Source organism: Nonomuraea sp. NPDC048892, from assembly GCF_040649735.1.
Classification (GTDB): domain Bacteria; phylum Actinomycetota; class Actinomycetes; order Streptosporangiales; family Streptosporangiaceae; genus Nonomuraea; species Nonomuraea maheshkhaliensis.
In genome coordinates this window covers 44,389-61,425 of the sequence record NZ_JBEZFZ010000030.1, presented here as the reverse complement: position 1 = coordinate 61,425, position 17,037 = coordinate 44,389, and the positions used below count along the sequence as shown (strand labels likewise).

The window sequence follows — 17,037 nt, the reverse complement described above, 5'->3', positions numbered from 1 at the left end:
GCGGGCCGGCGTGGCGGGTGGAGATCCGGCAGGACGTCACACAGGAGTGATCGCCCGCGTGGCGTCCTGCGGCGTACCTGCTACCGGCCGGGACGTCAGCCGAGGAAGAGATAGTCGCTTCCGTAGGCGACCTTGACCTGGGAGCCGGGCTTGCACGCGCCGGCCGGGGCGACGCCGCCGACGGTGTTCAGGCGCAGGATCTGGGTGGCGTGCGCGAGCAGCCCGGTCTTCGCGCCCGCCTGAGTCGCGTCGAGGACGAGTTCGGGGATGTTGCCGTCGCCGTTCGGCGTCTTGGTGACGACCGTGCCGCGCACCGCGCTGTCGTCGGGGGCGATCCACTGCGGCGGACCGGCGGCCGGGGTCACGAACGAGTGGTCGATGCCCCGCCGCAGCTTGGCCGTCACGCCGAGCTGGGTGAAGGCGAAGGAGCCTGACGGCTGCCGGGTACAGGAGTAGATCTGCGAACCGCGCAGCACGTCGGCGGTGACGGCACGCGGATGCGTGAACGATCGACCGGACAGCTGGCCGCGGACCGCTCCACCGGCGAAGTCGGCCGTATGCAGGTTCGTGTAGTAGTTGCCGGGCTTGTCGATGATGCGCTTGGCGATCTTGCCGCTGAGCGGAGCCTCGCCGGCGACGCCGGTCAGGTTCGCCGGCAGGCTGCCCGCGAACAGGTCCGCGACCACCGGCCCATTCTTGCCCGTTGTGCCCTTATGCACGTGGCCGTTGGTCACCGCGCCGAGCTTGGACCAGGAGGCGGTGTAGGCGAGGGCGGAACCATTGCGGCGCAACCACCAGGCGGCCTGGCCGTCCTGGTCGCCGCGCTTCTTGCCGTCGTTCTCCTGGACCTCCTGAGCGCCGCTCGCTTCGGCGGACAGTGTGGCCTGGTTGCTGCCGTGCAGCACCCCGCGCAGGTCGATCGGCCTGCTCAGCCGGTGGAACTGTCCGCGCAGCGCGCCCTTGAGGTGCTTCTCGTCGTGCAGGTTGGCGTAGAAGCCGCCGGGCCCGGCCAGCAGCGCCTTGACCAGGTCGGGGCCGGCCTTGACGGTGCCGGTGACGCCGAGCACGCCCTTGGGCATCGGCGTGGTGATGAGGTTGAGCTTGATCTCGCCGTTGGCACCCTTGGCTCCCAGGTGAACGTGAGCGGCGGTCGGCTTGTCGATCTTGTTCCAGCGGATCGCGAACGTGATCTCGTCACCACTGATCTTGAGAACGACCGTCGAGCGCCCGTTCTTGTCACCTGCCGTGCCCACTTCGTTGGCGCCACGCAGCCCGGCGGCGAGATACACGTCGTCGCCGGAGGCGTGCGCGGATGCGGGGACAGCGGACATCACAGAAGCCAGCAGAATGCCGGGAACGACAATTTTGGAAATGGACATGCTGAAACCTCTCATAAAACGGATTATTTCCGGTCGGACACCGTAGACAATACGCACAGGAGACCGAGAGAGATCAGCTGGAACGACCGGTAAAAGTACACACAACAAACGAGCGCCGCACAGACTCCTCCCGCCGGGACCGGATAGGCGATGACGCTTGGGCATGCCGATCCTTCACGGGGCTTGAGCGCTACAAGTCAACCGCAGCGACATCCTGAAACCCAGCGCGAAGGGGCTGTTCCCCTCAAACCCGGACGGGGGTGTCCACAGCCCTCTTCGAGAGGCCGGCGGACCTGACGACTCCACTCCGTGTCCATTCGCCGTCAACAGTGCCTTCAGTGTTCGTCAAGAGCGCCCCCCGTAGGTTTCGGACAGGCGCGATGTCGGCGGACGAGAGTGTCCGCGAACGAGATGAGGAGCGAGACCGTGAAGGTTCTGATCGTGCTGACCTCGCATGACGAACTGGGAGACACCGGGCGTAAGACCGGGTTCTGGCTGGAGGAACTGGCGGCGCCGTACTACCGCTTCAAGGACGCCGGGTGGGAGATCACCCTGGCCTCGCCGAAGGGCGGGCAGGCGCCGCTGGATCCCAAGAGCAACGAGGAACAGTTCAAGACCGACCAGACGCGGCGGTTCGAGGCCGATGCGCGGGCCGAGGCACAGCTCGCCGCGACCGTGCGGCTGGACACCGTGTCGGCCGACGACTTCGACACGGTCTTCTACCCCGGCGGGCACGGCCCGTTGTGGGATCTCGCCGAGGACCAGGCGTCGATCAGGCTGATCGAGCGGTTCGCGGCGTCGGGCAAGCCGCTGGCGCTGGTGTGTCACGCACCCGGAGTGCTGCGTCACGCGAGGAATCCGGACGGCGGCGCGCTGGTGGCCGGCCGGCGGGTGACGGGCTTCACCGACAGCGAGGAGGAGTTCATGGGCCTGACGAAGGTGGTGCCCTTCCTCGTGGAGGACGAGCTGATCGCCAAGGGCGCGGACTTCTCCAAGGCGGGCGACTTCGAACCGTACGTGGTGACCGACGAGCTCCTGATCACCGGACAGAACCCGGCCTCCTCCGGCCCCGCCGCGGCCGAGCTGGTCGCGCTGGCCGGCGACGGGGCGGCCTAGCCCGACGCTGCGCACCATCCGGCCACGGCCGGCGGCGCACCATCATCCGCACTCATGAACGAGGAACCCCAGTGAGCGACGCGATCGCACCATCCTTCAGCGGCCTGCACCATGTCGCCTTCACCGTACGAGACCTGCAGGCCAGCGTGGCCTGGTACCAGAAGGTCTTCCAGGCCGAGCTCGTGGACGGAACGCTCCCGCACTACGGCCGCGAATGGACCGGGTACGCCGAGCTCGTCATCGAGCCCCGCACCGGGCTGGCCATCGGGCTGCACCACAACGCCGGCAACAAGGGCGAGGAGTTCGACGAGGTCCGCACCGGCCTCGACCACGTCTCCCTGCACGTGGAGGGGCGTGCGGGGCTGGTCGCCTGGTCGGACTGGCTCGACGGCCTCGGCATCGCGCACTCCGGCATCCAGAGCGTCAAGGAGCCCTTCGTGTACTCGGTCGTCGTCTTCCGCGACATCGACAACATCCAGCTGGAGGTGATGGCGGTCGGCGTCTGACCTCTGCGGCACCTGACGCGAACCGGCTCCCGCCTGCCGGCGGAAGCCGGTTCGTGCTGTGCCTGACGGCCGCCGGGCGCGCGGCGGTGATCGTCGTCTTGGTTCGCCCACGGGTGAATGGCGAGAAGGCGGGGAAATGGGCTCGCATTTTTGGGCCAATAGCGCGTGACAACGTCCAGGTAAAATTACTCGCACCACACCCGTGTGACAAACCTCACGACGCCGGTCTGACGCGCCGAATTAGCGGTTGGCGTGGCTTTCCACCGCACCGGCGATTCACGCTGCCCTTGCCTCCCGGCGCGCTGCGATAAGCCGGGACCGCGGCTCTGATCGTTTACCCGCGCCATTCACGGCTGGGCGGCGATTTGCCTTTCCGGACGGCGACGGGCAAGAATGAATCCGCCCGGCCCGCATCAATGGCGAGGCGGGCTGTGCCGGCCTGCGGCTTCCGTCGTGCCGCCGTGGCACCGTTGTGCATCCCTTCCCCCTTCGGACCGTGCTGCCGTGCAGCCGTGGTCCAGCCTTGCCATGGAGAGTTCATGTTCACCTTGCGTCCAGAGCCGTCCCTGGCCGAATGGTCCGAGGCCGAGGCCCTGTACCAGTTCCAGTCGAACGCGCCCGCCGAAGTGCGCGACGCCCTGGGCATCACCTGCGCCAGGCTCGCGGGCGGCGTGCTCCTGTCGATGCGCGAAGATCCGGCGCACTATTGGAGCAAGGCGCTGGGCTTCGGTTTCGCCGGGCCGGTCACGACCGATCTGATCGGCGAGATCTGCGACTTCTACCGAGCGCGGAACGACCCGTCGGCCGACCTGCAGCTCGCGCCCTCGGTGCTGCCTCCGGACTGGGCGAAGATCTGCGCCGAGCACGACCTGTTTCAGGGAACGTCCTCGGTGAAACTCGCTCGGGACCTGTCCCTCAGTGTGCCGGTCGCGCCCGGCGGTCCGCCGGTCGAGCGCGTGGACGCGCGCGGCGCGGAGGAGTGGGCCACGATGCTGATGCGCGGCTTCGACATGGCCGACAAACCGCTGGTGGCGATGACGGCCGCCTTCGCCGCGCTGCCCCGCGTCCGCGCCTACGTCGTCCGGCACGGCGGAGAGGTGATCGCGGCGGCCGGGATGTACATCGGCGGAGAGACGGCGCAGCTCCTGGGCGCCGCCACGCTGCCGCCCTATCGGGGGCGCGGCGCCCAGAGCGCGCTGCTGCGGGCGCGCATCTCCGACGCCATCGCGGCCGGCTGCCGGGTGATCTTCACCGAGACCGGGGCCGAGACGCCGGGCACGCACAACTCCTCCCTGCACAACATGAAGCGGGCGGGGTTCGTTCCCCTGTACGAGCGCGTGACCTGGGTGCTGAGCACACGATCCCCGGCCGGAAAGTAAGGCGCGCGGTGCGCGCGGGCGGCCTCCCGCCACACGAATGCCCAGCATCACGCCGGCCGTGCACGAACGGGTCCCTGTGGCCGAGCCCGAAAGTCGGCCCCTGGTGAATACTTCTCCACGCTCCGGAAGGAAGCACGTTGACCGCCTCGGAGAACGCCAAGGTCACGGAGGTCGACCTCGTCCACGCGGCCCAGTCTGGTGACGTCCACGCACTCGGCTTGTTGCTGGTCAGGCACCAGGCGGACATGCGAGCGGTGGCGTTGAGCATCCTCGGCTGCGGTCCCGACGCCGAGGACGCCCTCCAGGACGCCGCCATGATCGCGATGCGCCGCATCGGCGACCTGCGCGATCCCGCCGCCGTGGCACCGTGGTTGCGGGCGATCGTCCGCAACGCCTGCCGGATGCAGCTGCGCGCCGCGACACCGATACCGGTGGAGGATGTCGAGACACTGACCCTTCCGCGAGGGGAGCCCGATCCGGAGGAACTGCTGAACGGTCACGCCTTGCGCGACTGGGTCTGGCACGCCCTCGACGAGCTTTCACCCCGCCTGCGGCTGGTGACGATGCTGCGCTACTTCACCGACGTCACCGCCTATGAGCACATCGCGCAGTTGTGCGACGTGCCGGTCGGCACCGTACGCAGCAGGCTCAACCAGGCGCGGGCCAAGCTGTCGCAAGCGCTGCTGGCGACAGCGAACGCGACCCACGACGACGTGGCCGTACAGGAGAAGAAGCGCCGCACGGAGGCGGAGGAAACCATGCGAGCCGCCCGGCAGGGCTTGTTCGCGCAGGCGCTCAAAGAGCTCTGCTCGCCCGAGGTGGAGATCACCACGATGAAGGGCAAGCGGATGCAGGGCATCGACTGGCTGCTGGGCGCGATGAACCGCGATCTCGACGCCGGCGTACGGCAGAACTCCGCCAACGTCGTGACCGGCCGTGACGTCGTCATCTGGGAGAACAGCCTCATCAGCCCGCCCGACGATCCCTTCCACTGCCCGCCCGCCGTCATCTGGGTGAACTTCCTCCAGGCGAACCGCGTCCGCGAGATCCGGTTGTTCCACCCGCACCGCGACGACGACGTCGTGTGCCGATGCTGCCACGGCCGTCGGTGACGGTCACGGCGCACCGCTACGCCGGGAGCTTCGTCGTGAAGGGTATGCCGAGCTGGGCGTACCACTCCAGCTGGTCGTAGTAGTCACGGTCGGTGGTGATGAGGCCGTTCTCTATGCTGCACACCGCCACCCCGCGCACCGCGATGGGGCGGCCCGTGGCCTGCAGCACGCTGCCGTCGGCCAGCAGGAAAGGCCCTTGGTGCGTGCCGGTGTACATGTATTCGGTGACCGCGGGATCGTCGAGCAATGGTTTGTTCCAGGCGGTGAGCTTGATGTCGGGAAAGCCCTCGAACAGGTGCTCGTAATACCAGCCGATCTGTTCTCTTCCCTCGGTCAGCCCCGTGGGCGAGACCAGGACGGCCCGCGGGGCGAAGAAGCGCACGACGCCTGGCACGTCGTGCCGGTTGAAGGCGGCCACGACCTCGTCTTTGAGCTCCCGGGCACTGGTCATCAGTACCAACCCCCGTTCGTGCTCCGGGCATATATCCCCAGGTTAACAACCGGAAGTGAGCGGCGAGAAGTTCACCGTCCCCGCTCGTCGCGCGGCCGGGACCGCGGGAGGGCGGATCTCAGGTGCCGCCCTCCGCTGGGGCGGGGATCTCGGCGGTGGCCACCAGGATCGCGCGGCCCAGCACATGAGTGGACATCACCCAGCCCAGCCACCCCGGCGTGGAATCCGCCGGCACCCCGATGTCCTCGACATCCAGAGCATGCACCACCACGAAATACCGATCAGGCCCACTCCCCGCAGCCGGAGCCGCACCCATGAAACGAGCCTCACCGATGTCATTGCGCAACTGGTAAGCCCTCTCGGGCAGACCAGACCCCGCCTCGTCCCCCGCCCCTTCCGGCAACTCCGTCACAGCCGCCGGAATCCCCGCCACCACCCAATGCCAGAACCCCGAGCCCGTCGGCGCATCCACATCCAGCACCGTCACCGCGTAACTCCCCGTCCCCTCCGGAGCCCCCCACCACGACAACTGCGGAGACACATCCCCACCGCCCACACTCACATGCATCTGCGCCACCGGCCACGGCTCACCATCACCCACCGTGCCGCTGCTCACCCCGAACTCCGCCACCCGCGGCAGCCGAGCATACGGATCATCACCCCGAAGGCCCCCACGCATGGCTCGAATGTTCATGACGAGGCTCCTTCGTCGCCGATCCAGACGGTCTTGAGGTTGCAGAACTCCCTGATGCCGTGGGCGGCGAGCTCGCGCCCGTAACCGGAGCGCTTGATCCCGCCGAACGGCAGCTCGGGGTAGGAGACGGTCTTGCCGTTGATGAAGACCTGGCCGGCCTCCAGGTCGGCGATGAACCGTTCCTGTTCGGCTTCGTCACGGGTCCAGGCGTTGGAGCCCAGGCCGAAGCTGGTGGCGTTGGCGATCTCCAGGGCCTGTTCGATGTCGGCCGCCCGGTACAGCGAGGCGACGGGGCCGAACACCTCCTCCAGGTAGATACGCATATCGGGGGTGATGTCGGCGATGACGGTCGGCGGGTAGAACCAGCCGGGGCCGTCGAGCCGCCGTCCGCCGCACAGCACGCTCGCCCCGGCGGCGACGGCGTCGTCCACCAGCTCCTCGATGTCGGCCCGGCCCTGTTCGGTGGCCACCGGCCCGACATCGGTGGACGTCTCGAACGGGTCCCCGACCCGGAGGGCTCGCATGCGGGAGACGAACTTGTCGGTGAAGGCGTCGTAGACGTCGGCGTGCACGATGAAGCGCTTGGCCGCGATGCACGACTGCCCGTTGTTCTGCACCCGCGCCTCCACCGCCGTGGCCGCGGCGCGGTCCAGGTCCGCCGAGGGCATCACGACGAACGGATCGCTGCCACCCAGCTCCAGCACCGTGTGTTTGACCTCGTCGCCGCAGATCGCGGCCACGGAACGACCGGCGGGCTCGCTTCCCGTCAGCGTCGCGGCGACCACCCGCGGATCACGCAGGATCGACTCGACTCTGCGCGAGGAGACGAGCAACGTCTGGAAGCAACCCTCGGGGAAGCCGGCCCGGAGGAAGACGCTCTCCAGATACAGTGCGCACTGCGGGACGTTGGAGGCGTGCTTGAGCAGCCCGACGTTGCCCGCCATCAACGCCGGGGCGGCGAAGCGCATCACCTGCCACATCGGGAAGTTCCACGGCATGACCGCCAGCACCGGGCCGAGCGGCTGGTAGCGGCCCAGGGCGCGCACCGCACCGACCCGCGAGGGGTCGGCCAGTGGCTCGTCGGCCAGGAATCCGGCCGCGTGCTCGGCGTAGTAGCGCATGCCATGAGCGCACTTGAGCGCCTCGTGCCTGGCCGAGGCCAGGGTCTTGCCCATCTCGGTGCTCATCAGCTCCGCTGCCAGGTCCGCTTCCTTCTCGAACAGGTCGGCGGCGGCATGCATGTGCGCGGCCCGCTCCTCGAAGCCGGTGGTGCGGTACGTCCTCCATCGTTCGTCCGCGAGAGCGATCTTCTGTTCCAGCTCGGCCTCGCCGAGCTCCTCGAATGTCCTGACCGTCTCACCCGTCGCCGGGTTGATCGTGGCGATCGCCATGACAGTGGTCTCCTTTCGCTCCGCCGGTACGAACGGGCGCGCGGTCCGGCCCGACGCAAAGGGCCATGTGCGGACCGGCCCTGCTCAGGGCCGTGCGCGGGCCGGCTCGGCCGTGCTCCTGCGACTACCCGGAGGCCGCGGCCTCAGGCGTCGGCCGGCAAGTCACCTCGCTGATGTCCGCACTGTAAGGGCTTCGTAGTTGACGGCCAGTGAACGAAGCAAACCCGCTGCCCACAGCGATCGGGCATCGCCACTTCTGAATCGGCCGCGGAACGGTTCAGTCGCGATCAACAAGCCTTCCTTGCCCGGATTAACGTCACCGGACGACAGCGACGAGAACGAGGAGGCGTCATGACCATGCGCGCGGCTCGGATGCACGGGTACAAGCAGCCGTTGCAGATCGACGAGGTTCCGGTTCCCGAGCCGGGGCCTGGCGAGGTGCTCGTCAAGGTCGCGGCGACCGGCATGTGCCGCAGCGACTATCAGCTACTGGACGGCTACTTCCCGGTGGAACTGGCCTTCCCCTACATCCCGGGCCATGAGGTCGCGGGCCACATCGCGCAGGTAGGCCCTGGTGTGCCGGCGTCGGCGGGCCCGGCGGAGGGCGACATGGTGGTGGTGGACCCGGCGTGGGGGGAAGGGACCTGCCGTCAGTGTCACGAGGGCAACGAGCAGCTGTGCACGGGCAGCGGAGGGTGGATCGGGTTCGGCCCGCCCGGAGGGTTCGCGGAGTACGTCGTGGTGCCCTGGCGGTTACGGGGTGCAGTACGCGCGGCTGCTCGGAGGTGGTGCGACGGTGGTGGCCTTCGCCCGCAGCGACGACAAACTCGCGGTGGCGCGGGAGAACGGCGCCGATCACACGATCAACACCCGAGGCAAGACCGTTGATCAGGTCCGGGCCGAGCTGCGGGAGCTGACCGGCCGGGAGGAGGCAGATGGGGTTCTGGACTGTTCGGGGGCTCCGGAGTCACTGGCGCTGAACGCCTCGTTGCTGGCGTACGAGGCGACCTTGGTGTCGGTGGGGCTCATGGGACAGCGGGTCGAGCTGCCGTTGTTCCCGTTCGTGTCCGGCGAGCGCACGTTCACGGGATCGTTCTGGGGCAACTACCACGATCTGACGGAGGTTCTGGCTCTGGCCGATCGGCCGCCAGGTCGTCGTCTTCGACTGACGTCCACAGCGCCCCTACCGCAGTTCGGGCCGGGCAGGTGCTTGCCACCTGCCCGGCCGCTGCCGTGTCGACGCCCGTCCGGCTCTCCGGGCGGACGCCTGAGGTGAGGTCACGCGGGTGAAGCAAAAACGCCGGGCACCTCGTCTCAGGCGAATTCTTATGTGGAACGAAATTCATGGAGTCGTTCTGTCGTGTCGGATGACCTCATGCCAGGAGTCCGGAGAATGGGGTAATAAATTGACTCCAGGACCATAGCGAGGCCGTTCGACATAAAGCTCTTTCCAGCATGGAGCGTCCTTGACGAATCGTTCGAGTGATGCCATCATCCCTGTTCAAAGGCGCCAAGCGGCCGAGGCCCGAGCTGTGATGAGCGAATACCAGAACAACCTCGCCCACGCTTGCGACAGCTGTCACACACTTCATGTGATCGACTCGCGGAAATAGCGTTAAGGTCATTCCTGCTGTCGGCGGAGACACGTATCGACCTTGGCGATCCAGCGGGCGTCAGAAAGGGTTCAGACATCCATGGGAAAGCAATTGAACGGCGGGCGGTTCTCGTTCTTCGTGCGGCGGTTGAGTGCTCACGCATGTGGTTGAACCGGTCAGGACGACGCTCGGCGCCCGATCGCTTCAGGTCCTCTTGATCGTCGTACCGCCGAGGGTGGCCGGCGTGCCACGTTGAGCCGCGGCCCCCTACCCGCAGCTCTTTTTCTCATGACATTCCGCACAGGACGGCATGACCGGCCCTGGGCTTGAACTCCCCCAGGCCGTTGCCGCTTTTCGTCTCTCCTGCTGCGGATCGAATTTCCCCGGACGGCCCTCATCCCCTGCCGTCCCGGCTGCTCACCAGCCGTGTTGAGGCCCAGCAACGATTCCGGCCTGGGCCTGCGACGCGGCCATTTCGCCATGACCACTGTCCTTCACGGAGGGCTCTCCGGCCTTCGCGACCGCCAGGAAAGAAGACCGTCAGTGCACAGATATAGACAGCTGAACAACACGTGCAGCGCGCGGGACCACGATGCCGAGTGCCCGGATGCCAGGCCGGGGGCGCAGCCCCTGGACACCTCGCCTGCCGGCCATGTTCACCCGGCCTCCGTACTTTCATGATCACTCGATCTGGACGGCTCGACGCGCTGCTGCTCTGGTTCGGCCTGCACACGGGCATCATGGTGTCCACGCTGCTCGGAGTGGCGCTCGCCGACTACGTCGACAGGTGGCGCAAGTGGGATGTCGTGCTGTTCGCCACGATCGCCGAGCACGGTTACGACGGCGATCCCGCTCAGCCGCACGACCCCGGACTGCCCGCGTTCTTCCCCGGGCTGCCGCTCCTCATGCGACTGGTTCACCTCGTGGTTCCCGACTGGACGGCGGCCGGGTTGCTGATCTCGCTGGTGGCCGGCGCGGTGGCGGTGGTGCCACTGGCCCGGCTGGCCGAGGCCGAAGGCGCCTCGGGATGGATGGCGGTGGTGGCCCTGCTGCTCTTCCCGACGGCGGTGTTCCTGACGGCCGGCTACAGCGAGACGCTCTTCCTCGCCTTCGCGATCCCCGCCTGGCTGGCCGCCAGGCACGGCCGCTGGCCGCAGGCGGCGATGCTGGCCGCGGGAGCCTCATGCGTGCGCATCACGGGGTTGTTCCTGTCGGTGGCCCTCGTCGTGGAGTTCTGTGTGCGCAAGGAACCGCTGTGGCGGACGGGCTGGCTGGTGCTGCCGCTGGTGCCGCTGGGGGCGTACTCGGCCTACCAGTACGGCAGGCTCGGCGACTGGCTGGCCTGGATGCACGCGCAGGAGGCCGGCTGGGGACGCACCTTCACCTGGCCGTGGGAGGCGTGGAAAACGTCCTGGCGCGAGGCCATGGGGCACGGCGACTTCTCCGTGGGGTTCAGAATGGAGATCGTCGGCGCGGTGGTGTCGGTCTGCGTGCCGGTCCTGCTGCTCGTGCTGCGCAGGTGGAGCGAGGCCGTGTACGCGGGGACGCAGGCCGCGGCTCTCCTGACCTCGTCGTTCTACCTGTCGGTCCCGCGCTCGCTGCTGCTCTGCTTCCCGTTGTGGCTGCTGGTGGCCCGGGTCGCGACCAGGCGACCGTGGGTGATGGCGCTGTACGCGGTGATCCTCGGGCCGCTCATGCTGCTCCACGCCAGCCTCTTCCTCAGCGGAGGCTGGGCGGGCTGACGACGCCGGCGGTCGGCCGGCATGCCGGCCGGCCGTGTCAAGGCGTCACGGGCACGTTCCGGAGGGGCGGCGCGCCACCGATGGAGACGTCCATCGCGGTGACCTCAGGTCCGGGAGCGGGGAACGTGTACGTACGCATGCTGATCTCGCCCACCTCAAGAGCCGGGTCCTGCGTCCGGGACGGCCGGTTCGCGGAGTCCGGGACGGTCAGGTAGCGCTTGCGCCCGGCGTTGTCCACGAGGCTGATGGCCGACGGGCTGTCGCCGACGAACGCCTCGACCGAGACGCGACGGGCCTGTTCGGTATGCGGCATGATCGACAACACCAGATCGAGCAGGTCGCCCCGGCGTCTGAGCGTCAGCACCCCGATCTCGGCGGTGTGTCCGCCCGCCGCCTTCAACGTGACTTTCGCCGGCCAGTGGGTGACGGGGTCCGGGGTGCGCCGTGGTGACGGCGACGCGCTGCGGGGCGGAGGTGGTGAGAGGAGATGGGGAGCGATCACGGATGGATCGGCGCCTCTTCCTGGCACCGAACAGGCCGTCAGCGCCAGGGGTATCACCGCTGCCGCGATCCAGCTGCGAGCTGGCAAGATCTCTCCTTCGACATCGAAGACGGTGACCGTCTTGACCGTGTCACGCGGCCCGGCGGCTGCCGGGCCGGTTCCGCTATCACATGCGGGCCGGGGCCGGCTGGTCAGCGCCGATCGGGAGCATCGGGATCAGTGCGGCGCTGTACGGCGCCGTCCGCACGATCCTGACCGGCGACCTGCCGGCGGCTCTCGCGGCCACGGGCGCCCTGCAGCCCGGCTTCGCGCATGAGCCGGGCGACGCGCTTGCGGTTGACCTCTTCGCCCAGGTCGACTCGTAACCTGGCGTAGACGCGCGGCGAGCCGTAGGAGCCGTTGGAATCAGCATGGATCTGCCGGATCATCTTGGTGAGCTCTTTGTTGCGCAGGACACGCGTCGGCTCAGGACGCCCGAGCCAGTCGTAATATCCCGATGTCGACACATGGAGGAGCCGGCAGGCCACCGCGACCGGAACGTGGTCGTCGGCGAGCTCGCGGATCAGCGCGTAGAGCACCTTGGGAGAGCACTTCCGCAGGGCGAGATGGATCGCGCGCTGGAGAACGTCATTCTCCGTCTGCAACTGCCTGGTGCGGCGGCGAAGGTCGGTGAGCTTCTTCCTGGTCTCGGTGGGCAGTTGGTCATCGGCGCCGGATCGGGCATCGGCGTCGTCTTGTTTCAGCCACGCGTGCAGGCACGAGCGGCTGATGCCCAAATCCTTGGCGAGCTGGACGAGCGATGTGTCGCCTCGCCGCGCGAGCTCGATCGCGCGGCGGCGGAGGTCGGGAGAGTGCGCAGGGGGCACGGACGACGTCCTTTCCTGGTGAGCGAGCCGGCTGCTCAGCCGGTCCAACCGAACGCCTCGATGCCGGTGCTGTCCTGCTCTGTTCGGCTTGGCGATCGGGTCGGCTGATCGGCGCCATCGGATCGCCACACCCAGTTCTCCCGGATGTACAGCGGCCGCAGCCCGGCCCTGAGCATGTTGCTCAGCGACGAGTTGGAGCCGCCTTGCTCGGGCTGGCCCGTCTCGGCGACGAGCCAGCGGCAGCCCGCGTTCGCGGCCTCCTTGGCGCGGGCCGCCAGCAGGGCCGACTGCGCCCCGCGGTTGCGATAGCCGGGGAGGGTCGCACCCGTGTTCAGTGAGCCGGCCTTGCCATGAAGGAACAGGTTGGCGCCGGCCACCATCCGGTCATCGTCCCAGGCGGCGAAAGGGCGGAAGTCCGGGTGCGTCACCGCGGCCGCGATCATCTCGTCGATCCCGTGCTCCGGCATGCCGAACCCACGAAGCACGACCGAAGCCCATTCCCGGGTGTCGTCGGGACCGACCGGTCCGACGCGCAGGTCGGTCGTCGCGCCGGCGGTGAAGAAGTCGATCGGGCACCAGAGCTTCACGATCCTCCCTTCCGGCCGCAGGTCGTGCCGGGCGCGGATGTCGTCCCAGTCCTTCGGCAGGACGTCCGGGGCGACCTGGATGACCGCCATCCTGCTGTCTTCGTCCCGGTAGAAGTCCAGGACACGATCAAGAAGCTCTCCTGTGAAGGGTTCGTCGAAGCCGAACCCCAGTGCCTTGCTCCAGTAGCCCGTCGGGTCGTTGCGCATCGCCAGGGCGACACCCCCGCCGATATGGGCCGTCGCGATGCCGAGCTCGGCTCGGACCCGCGACGGGGCGCTCGACTCGTACCGATACATGAACTCCGCCTCGGCACCTTCGGCGAGAGCGGTCTGTTCCGCGTGCCACATGCTCTTTCCTGCTGGTCCCCTCGTGGCATCCCGTTCCGGCGCCGCGTGTGCGGGCCGTCGCGGGATCTGACGCAGACAAGATGCGCTGATCAACCGGGAAGTTCGATTTCGGCTCGACGAGTTTTCTGGCCTTCCGGCGCGGGGTTCGCACCATGTTCGACCGCACGGAGGGCAGGTGATAAGTTCCCCCGGGAAATCCCAGATGTGTGGAAAAGTGCATGGTCATCCGCGCCTGGACCCCGGCAACCTCCTTGAGGTCCCGCTCAGAGGCCGCATTCTGAGCGCCGCCCGACAAGGGCCGAAACGACTATCTGACATTCCCTGGCTGTCACGGCACGCGGCTGCGGCATGCGCCGAAACCGACGACACGGGAAGAACCTGAAGGGCGAACGTATGTGCACGATGTCTGATCAGGGGTGCCAGGCGCGCCACGTCATGACCGATGATCAGCCGGAGGACCCGCTCGCGACCGGCTCGTCCCGCCGCGCCGCCATCGCGGGCGTGGGGGCCGCCGGACTGATGACCGTCCTGGCCGCCTGCGCCGGCGAGGGCCAGACCAGCGCCTACACCGACTCCGGCTCCGGCTCCGGCTCAGGCGCTTCGGCACCCGATGCCGGGAACACCGGCACGCCTCCCGCCACGCAGGCCGGTGGTACCGTCCTGGCCAAGACCGCCGACATCCCGAAGGAGGGCGGCAAGGTCTTCCCGGACCAGAAGGTCGTCGTCGTCCAGCCGTCCGCCGGCAAGTTCCGGGCCTTCAGCGCCGTCTGCACCCACCAGGGATGCACGGTGAGCGACGTCTCCTCCGGCATGATCAACTGCCCGTGTCACGGCAGCATGTTCTGGCTGGACGGCAAGGTCATGGGCGGTCCGGCGACCAAGCCGTTGCCCGAGGTGCCGATCAGGGTCGACGGCGACACCATCTCGCTGGCCTGAACACGCCGTTCCACACCACGGTCGACCACTTGCGACCTCAGTCGATCACCGACAGTTACCGATCGAATACCTCCATGTCCCCGTACCTCCGCAGAAAGCAGGAAGCATGAACCTCGCACACCTCTCCCGCACGCTCGGCATGACCCTGGCGGCCGGAGCGATCGCGCTGACCGCGGTGCCCGCAGCGAGCGCCGACACCGCCGCAGCGCCGACCGGCTGTTTCAACGGCTGGATCGGCGCCTGGGCGAACAACCGTCTGGTCAGCGCCGAACTCCACTGGGAGGGCGCCGGATACGGCGCGCTCCGCGCCCGGACGGTCACCGCCAAAGAGGGCAATTGGGAGCAGTTCGAAATCTGCCTGGGCAGCAGGTACGACACCATCCGCTCGCTGGCTTCGTCACGTTACGTAGCCGCCGAGCTGGACTACACCGGAGCCGAGAAGAGCATGCTCCGCGCACGCTCGACCACCATCGGCCCCTGGGAGGAGTTCGACGTCGTGTGCCGGACCAATTCCTACTGCACCATCAAGTCGCTGGCGAACAACAAGTACGTCTCCGTGGCGGACTCCACCGCGCTCCGGGCGGACTCGACGTCCATCGGGTGGGAGCAGAAGTTCGGCATCGAGCGCCAGGACCAGATGGACTGAGAACCGGTCCTTTCGCCGGGGCAAGGCGTCAGCCGCCTTGCCCCGACGCAAAGACCCGGGCACCCGCAGAGCGGCGGTATTCATCCAGCAGCCCCGAGCGGCCGCGAGCAGCGGCCCCGGCCTGCGAAGAGAGCAGAAGGCGAAATCATGATTCTCGGGAAGAGCACGCGTACGTTCGGCATGACCTTGGCGGCGGGGACGCTCGTGCTGAGCACGACGTCCACGGCGTTCGCCTCCGCTTCGGCGGCCGGCTCCTTGTCCTCCTCATGCGTCAGGTGGTCATTCAAGGAGCAGGTCACCGACCGCGGGGTCAGCGCCGAACTCGACTACACGGGAGACAAGAAGGGCATGCTCCGCGCCCGGGCGACCGGCGTCGGAGCTTGGGAGAAGTTCGACGTCTGGCAACCGAAGTGATCGGAGACCTGCACGCCGCGCCCGCAGGTCTCCCCCGCCGACCGGCTCCGACCGGGAGAACGCGATCAGCGAAACCGAATGCGGCCGAAATCGAACTTTCGGCGTGGCCGCCGCATCTTGATGTCCGGGAAGGCTGGGCCGGTCCCAAAGTGCTTGGGCAAGCCGGTGACCACCACGTGCTCAAGCCGGGCGCCTGGCCATGGTGGCTTCAACCGGAATAGCCACAAGATCGCGAGATGAGGTCGTAGTGAACCAGCCCATGGCTGACGTACGGGACATGTTCATGGTGCACACGATGATGCGCCGGGAGTTCGGGCTTCTTCCCGAGCTCGTGCGCGAGGTGACCGCGGGTGACACCAACCGCTCCGCGGTGGTCGGGAAACATGCCGCGCTGATGTGTGTCGTCCTGCATCTGCACCATGAAGGCGAGGACATCATTCTGTGGCCGCTCCTTCTGGAGCGCGGTGGTACGCAGGCCGCGACCTTCGTGCCGAAGGTGGAGGATCAGCACCACGGGATCGAGGCCGCCCTTGAGGGGGTGAAGGAGCTGTTGCCGGCGTGGACGTCCACGGCCCGCGACGGTGAGAGCCTCGCGGCGGCCTTCGAGGTGCTACGCGACCGGCTGCTGGAGCACATGGCCCTGGAAGAGGAGGAGATCCTTCCTCTGGCCGCGAAAGTCGTCACCGCCGCCGAATGGGCCCAGCTCGGTGAGCACAGTATGTCGAACAGCCCCAAGAAGGACCTGCCGCTCGTGTTCGGCATGGGCATGTACGAGGGCGATCCCGACGTGGTCAAGGAAGTGCTCTCTCACGCGCCACTGGCGGCCCGGCTGATCATGCCACTGCTCGCCCCGCGTCTGTACGCTCGGCACGCCAAACGCCTCTACGGCACCGCCACCCCGCCTCGTGCAGGTCGACAGTGAGGTTGTCGCAGAGCGGACGGGGTGCCCAGCCCGTGAGCACGTTCGGGGGCAGCGCCTGACTGCTCGGGATCGAGGGCGCCCAGCACGGCGTCGCGGTCCACGATGATCCTCAGTACGCCGACCCGCAGATTCAGGACCTTCTGATGGGTCCGGGCCGAGTTCGTCGCGCGTGCCACCGCCAACGCTTCAAGTCCGTGCGACGCCGCGCTGTCCGGTCGTCCCATCGCGATATACGCTCTGCTCTTCAGCGATCGGCGAGGGTGAGCATCCGAAGCGCATCGCGTTCGTCCCAGGCCGCCTGGCTCTTCCGCGGCAGCACATAGCCTTGCATGGGAAAGTCGCCGGTGGCCTGAGCCCATTCCATCGCACGGTCACGCCAGCAGCCGGCCCCGTCGCCCCATGCCACTTTCCTCTCATCAAGTGGCACAAAAGCGTGGTAACCCACCTCTGC

17 protein-coding genes and 1 pseudogene are annotated in these 17,037 nt (G+C 67.9%); 11 read left to right on the top strand and 7 right to left on the bottom strand.

Annotation, left to right across the window (positions count from 1 at the left end; all coding sequences use genetic code 11):
• Nucleotides 1-95: 95 nt before the first annotated feature.
• Nucleotides 96-1,379, bottom strand: coding sequence for a CHRD domain-containing protein (locus AB0C28_RS48145; protein WP_358083013.1), 1,284 nt, complete (start codon nucleotides 1,377-1,379; stop codon nucleotides 96-98).
• Nucleotides 1,380-1,805: 426 nt separating this feature from the next.
• Here AB0C28_RS48145 and AB0C28_RS48140 point away from each other — a divergent pair, with 426 nt between their 5' ends.
• From AB0C28_RS48140 to AB0C28_RS48125, 4 genes are all read left to right on the top strand, one after another.
• Nucleotides 1,806-2,495: a type 1 glutamine amidotransferase domain-containing protein gene (locus AB0C28_RS48140; protein ID WP_358083010.1), complete on the top strand. Its 690-nt coding sequence runs from the start codon at nucleotides 1,806-1,808 to the stop codon at nucleotides 2,493-2,495.
• Between the two features lie 71 nt (nucleotides 2,496-2,566).
• On the top strand, nucleotides 2,567-3,001 hold the full coding sequence (locus AB0C28_RS48135; protein WP_326641139.1) for a VOC family protein: 435 nt from the start codon (nucleotides 2,567-2,569) through the stop codon (nucleotides 2,999-3,001).
• 539 nt (nucleotides 3,002-3,540) lie between these two features.
• Nucleotides 3,541-4,380, top strand: a complete 840-nt coding sequence (locus tag AB0C28_RS48130) for a GNAT family N-acetyltransferase (RefSeq protein WP_358083006.1) — start codon at nucleotides 3,541-3,543, stop codon at nucleotides 4,378-4,380.
• Nucleotides 4,381-4,517: 137 nt separating this feature from the next.
• On the top strand, nucleotides 4,518-5,492 hold the full coding sequence (locus AB0C28_RS48125) for a sigma-70 family RNA polymerase sigma factor (RefSeq protein ID WP_358083003.1): 975 nt from the start codon (nucleotides 4,518-4,520) through the stop codon (nucleotides 5,490-5,492).
• Nucleotides 5,493-5,508: 16 nt separating this feature from the next.
• Here the strand turns inward: AB0C28_RS48125 and AB0C28_RS48120 are convergent, their stop codons facing one another.
• From AB0C28_RS48120 to AB0C28_RS48110, 3 genes are all read right to left on the bottom strand, one after another.
• A complete protein-coding gene (locus tag AB0C28_RS48120; protein ID WP_358083000.1) occupies nucleotides 5,509-5,943 on the bottom strand; it encodes an ester cyclase in 435 nt (144 codons plus the stop codon).
• A gap of 118 nt (nucleotides 5,944-6,061) precedes the next feature.
• Entirely contained in the window at nucleotides 6,062-6,637 is a 576-nt protein-coding gene (locus tag AB0C28_RS48115) for a YbhB/YbcL family Raf kinase inhibitor-like protein (protein WP_357849316.1), read from the bottom strand.
• Nucleotides 6,634-8,028, bottom strand: a complete 1,395-nt coding sequence (locus tag AB0C28_RS48110) for an NADP-dependent succinic semialdehyde dehydrogenase (protein WP_357849319.1) — start codon at nucleotides 8,026-8,028, stop codon at nucleotides 6,634-6,636. Before AB0C28_RS48110 ends, AB0C28_RS48115 begins: the two co-directional genes overlap by 4 nt.
• A 351-nt stretch (nucleotides 8,029-8,379) precedes the next feature.
• Between AB0C28_RS48110 and AB0C28_RS48105 the strand changes: the two are divergent.
• The 3 genes and pseudogenes from AB0C28_RS48105 to AB0C28_RS48095 all read left to right on the top strand — a co-directional run.
• Nucleotides 8,380-8,769, top strand: a pseudogene (locus tag AB0C28_RS48105) (alcohol dehydrogenase catalytic domain-containing protein); the annotation flags it as partial.
• A gap of 19 nt (nucleotides 8,770-8,788) precedes the next feature.
• Nucleotides 8,789-9,304 (top strand): zinc-binding dehydrogenase, encoded by a 516-nt coding sequence (locus AB0C28_RS48100; protein WP_358082997.1) that lies wholly within the window; start codon nucleotides 8,789-8,791, stop codon nucleotides 9,302-9,304.
• 996 nt (nucleotides 9,305-10,300) lie between these two features.
• Nucleotides 10,301-11,365, top strand: a complete 1,065-nt coding sequence (locus AB0C28_RS48095; protein ID WP_358082994.1) for a mannosyltransferase family protein — start codon at nucleotides 10,301-10,303, stop codon at nucleotides 11,363-11,365.
• A 37-nt stretch (nucleotides 11,366-11,402) separates the two neighbouring features.
• Here AB0C28_RS48095 and AB0C28_RS48090 read toward each other — a convergent pair whose 3' ends face one another.
• The 3 genes from AB0C28_RS48090 to AB0C28_RS48080 all read right to left on the bottom strand — a co-directional run bounded on the left by AB0C28_RS48090 (nucleotide 11,403) and on the right by AB0C28_RS48080 (nucleotide 13,527).
• Nucleotides 11,403-11,867 (bottom strand): hypothetical protein, encoded by a 465-nt coding sequence (locus tag AB0C28_RS48090; RefSeq protein ID WP_358082991.1) that lies wholly within the window; start codon nucleotides 11,865-11,867, stop codon nucleotides 11,403-11,405.
• A 191-nt stretch (nucleotides 11,868-12,058) separates the two neighbouring features.
• Nucleotides 12,059-12,733: an IS3 family transposase gene (locus tag AB0C28_RS48085; protein WP_357849331.1), complete on the bottom strand. Its 675-nt coding sequence runs from the start codon at nucleotides 12,731-12,733 to the stop codon at nucleotides 12,059-12,061.
• A gap of 35 nt (nucleotides 12,734-12,768) precedes the next feature.
• Nucleotides 12,769-13,527: a GNAT family N-acetyltransferase gene (locus AB0C28_RS48080; RefSeq protein ID WP_358082988.1), complete on the bottom strand. Its 759-nt coding sequence runs from the start codon at nucleotides 13,525-13,527 to the stop codon at nucleotides 12,769-12,771.
• 576 nt (nucleotides 13,528-14,103) lie between these two features.
• Here AB0C28_RS48080 and AB0C28_RS48075 point away from each other — a divergent pair.
• The 4 genes from AB0C28_RS48075 to AB0C28_RS48060 all read left to right on the top strand — a co-directional run bounded on the left by AB0C28_RS48075 (nucleotide 14,104) and on the right by AB0C28_RS48060 (nucleotide 16,586).
• A complete protein-coding gene (locus AB0C28_RS48075; RefSeq protein ID WP_358082986.1) occupies nucleotides 14,104-14,604 on the top strand; it encodes a Rieske (2Fe-2S) protein in 501 nt (166 codons plus the stop codon).
• A 106-nt stretch (nucleotides 14,605-14,710) separates the two neighbouring features.
• Complete coding sequence (locus tag AB0C28_RS48070) at nucleotides 14,711-15,250, top strand: hypothetical protein (RefSeq protein WP_358082983.1); 540 nt, start codon at nucleotides 14,711-14,713, stop codon at nucleotides 15,248-15,250.
• A gap of 147 nt (nucleotides 15,251-15,397) precedes the next feature.
• On the top strand, nucleotides 15,398-15,664 hold the full coding sequence (locus AB0C28_RS48065) for a hypothetical protein (RefSeq protein WP_358082980.1): 267 nt from the start codon (nucleotides 15,398-15,400) through the stop codon (nucleotides 15,662-15,664).
• A gap of 277 nt (nucleotides 15,665-15,941) precedes the next feature.
• A complete protein-coding gene (locus AB0C28_RS48060; protein WP_358082977.1) occupies nucleotides 15,942-16,586 on the top strand; it encodes a hemerythrin domain-containing protein in 645 nt (214 codons plus the stop codon).
• The last annotated feature ends 451 nt before the right edge of the window (nucleotides 16,587-17,037 follow it).

Excerpts from the sequence above, each read along its gene's own strand:
- AB0C28_RS48145 (WP_358083013.1), bottom strand. The coding sequence starts at position 1,379 with ATGTCCATTTCCAAAATTGTCGTTCCCGGCATTCTGCTGGCTTCTGTG.
- AB0C28_RS48130 (WP_358083006.1), top strand. The coding sequence starts at position 3,541 with ATGTTCACCTTGCGTCCAGAGCCGTCCCTGGCCGAATGGTCCGAGGCC.
- AB0C28_RS48120 (WP_358083000.1), bottom strand. The coding sequence starts at position 5,943 with ATGACCAGTGCCCGGGAGCTCAAAGACGAGGTCGTGGCCGCCTTCAAC.
- AB0C28_RS48115 (WP_357849316.1), bottom strand. The coding sequence starts at position 6,637 with ATGAACATTCGAGCCATGCGTGGGGGCCTTCGGGGTGATGATCCGTAT.
- AB0C28_RS48110 (WP_357849319.1), bottom strand. The coding sequence starts at position 8,028 with ATGGCGATCGCCACGATCAACCCGGCGACGGGTGAGACGGTCAGGACA.
- AB0C28_RS48095 (WP_358082994.1), top strand. The coding sequence starts at position 10,301 with ATGATCACTCGATCTGGACGGCTCGACGCGCTGCTGCTCTGGTTCGGC.
- AB0C28_RS48080 (WP_358082988.1), bottom strand. The coding sequence starts at position 13,527 with ATGCGCAACGACCCGACGGGCTACTGGAGCAAGGCACTGGGGTTCGGC.
- AB0C28_RS48075 (WP_358082986.1), top strand. The coding sequence starts at position 14,104 with ATGACCGATGATCAGCCGGAGGACCCGCTCGCGACCGGCTCGTCCCGC.
- AB0C28_RS48070 (WP_358082983.1), top strand. The coding sequence starts at position 14,711 with ATGAACCTCGCACACCTCTCCCGCACGCTCGGCATGACCCTGGCGGCC.
- AB0C28_RS48065 (WP_358082980.1), top strand. The coding sequence starts at position 15,398 with ATGATTCTCGGGAAGAGCACGCGTACGTTCGGCATGACCTTGGCGGCG.
- AB0C28_RS48060 (WP_358082977.1), top strand. The coding sequence starts at position 15,942 with ATGTTCATGGTGCACACGATGATGCGCCGGGAGTTCGGGCTTCTTCCC.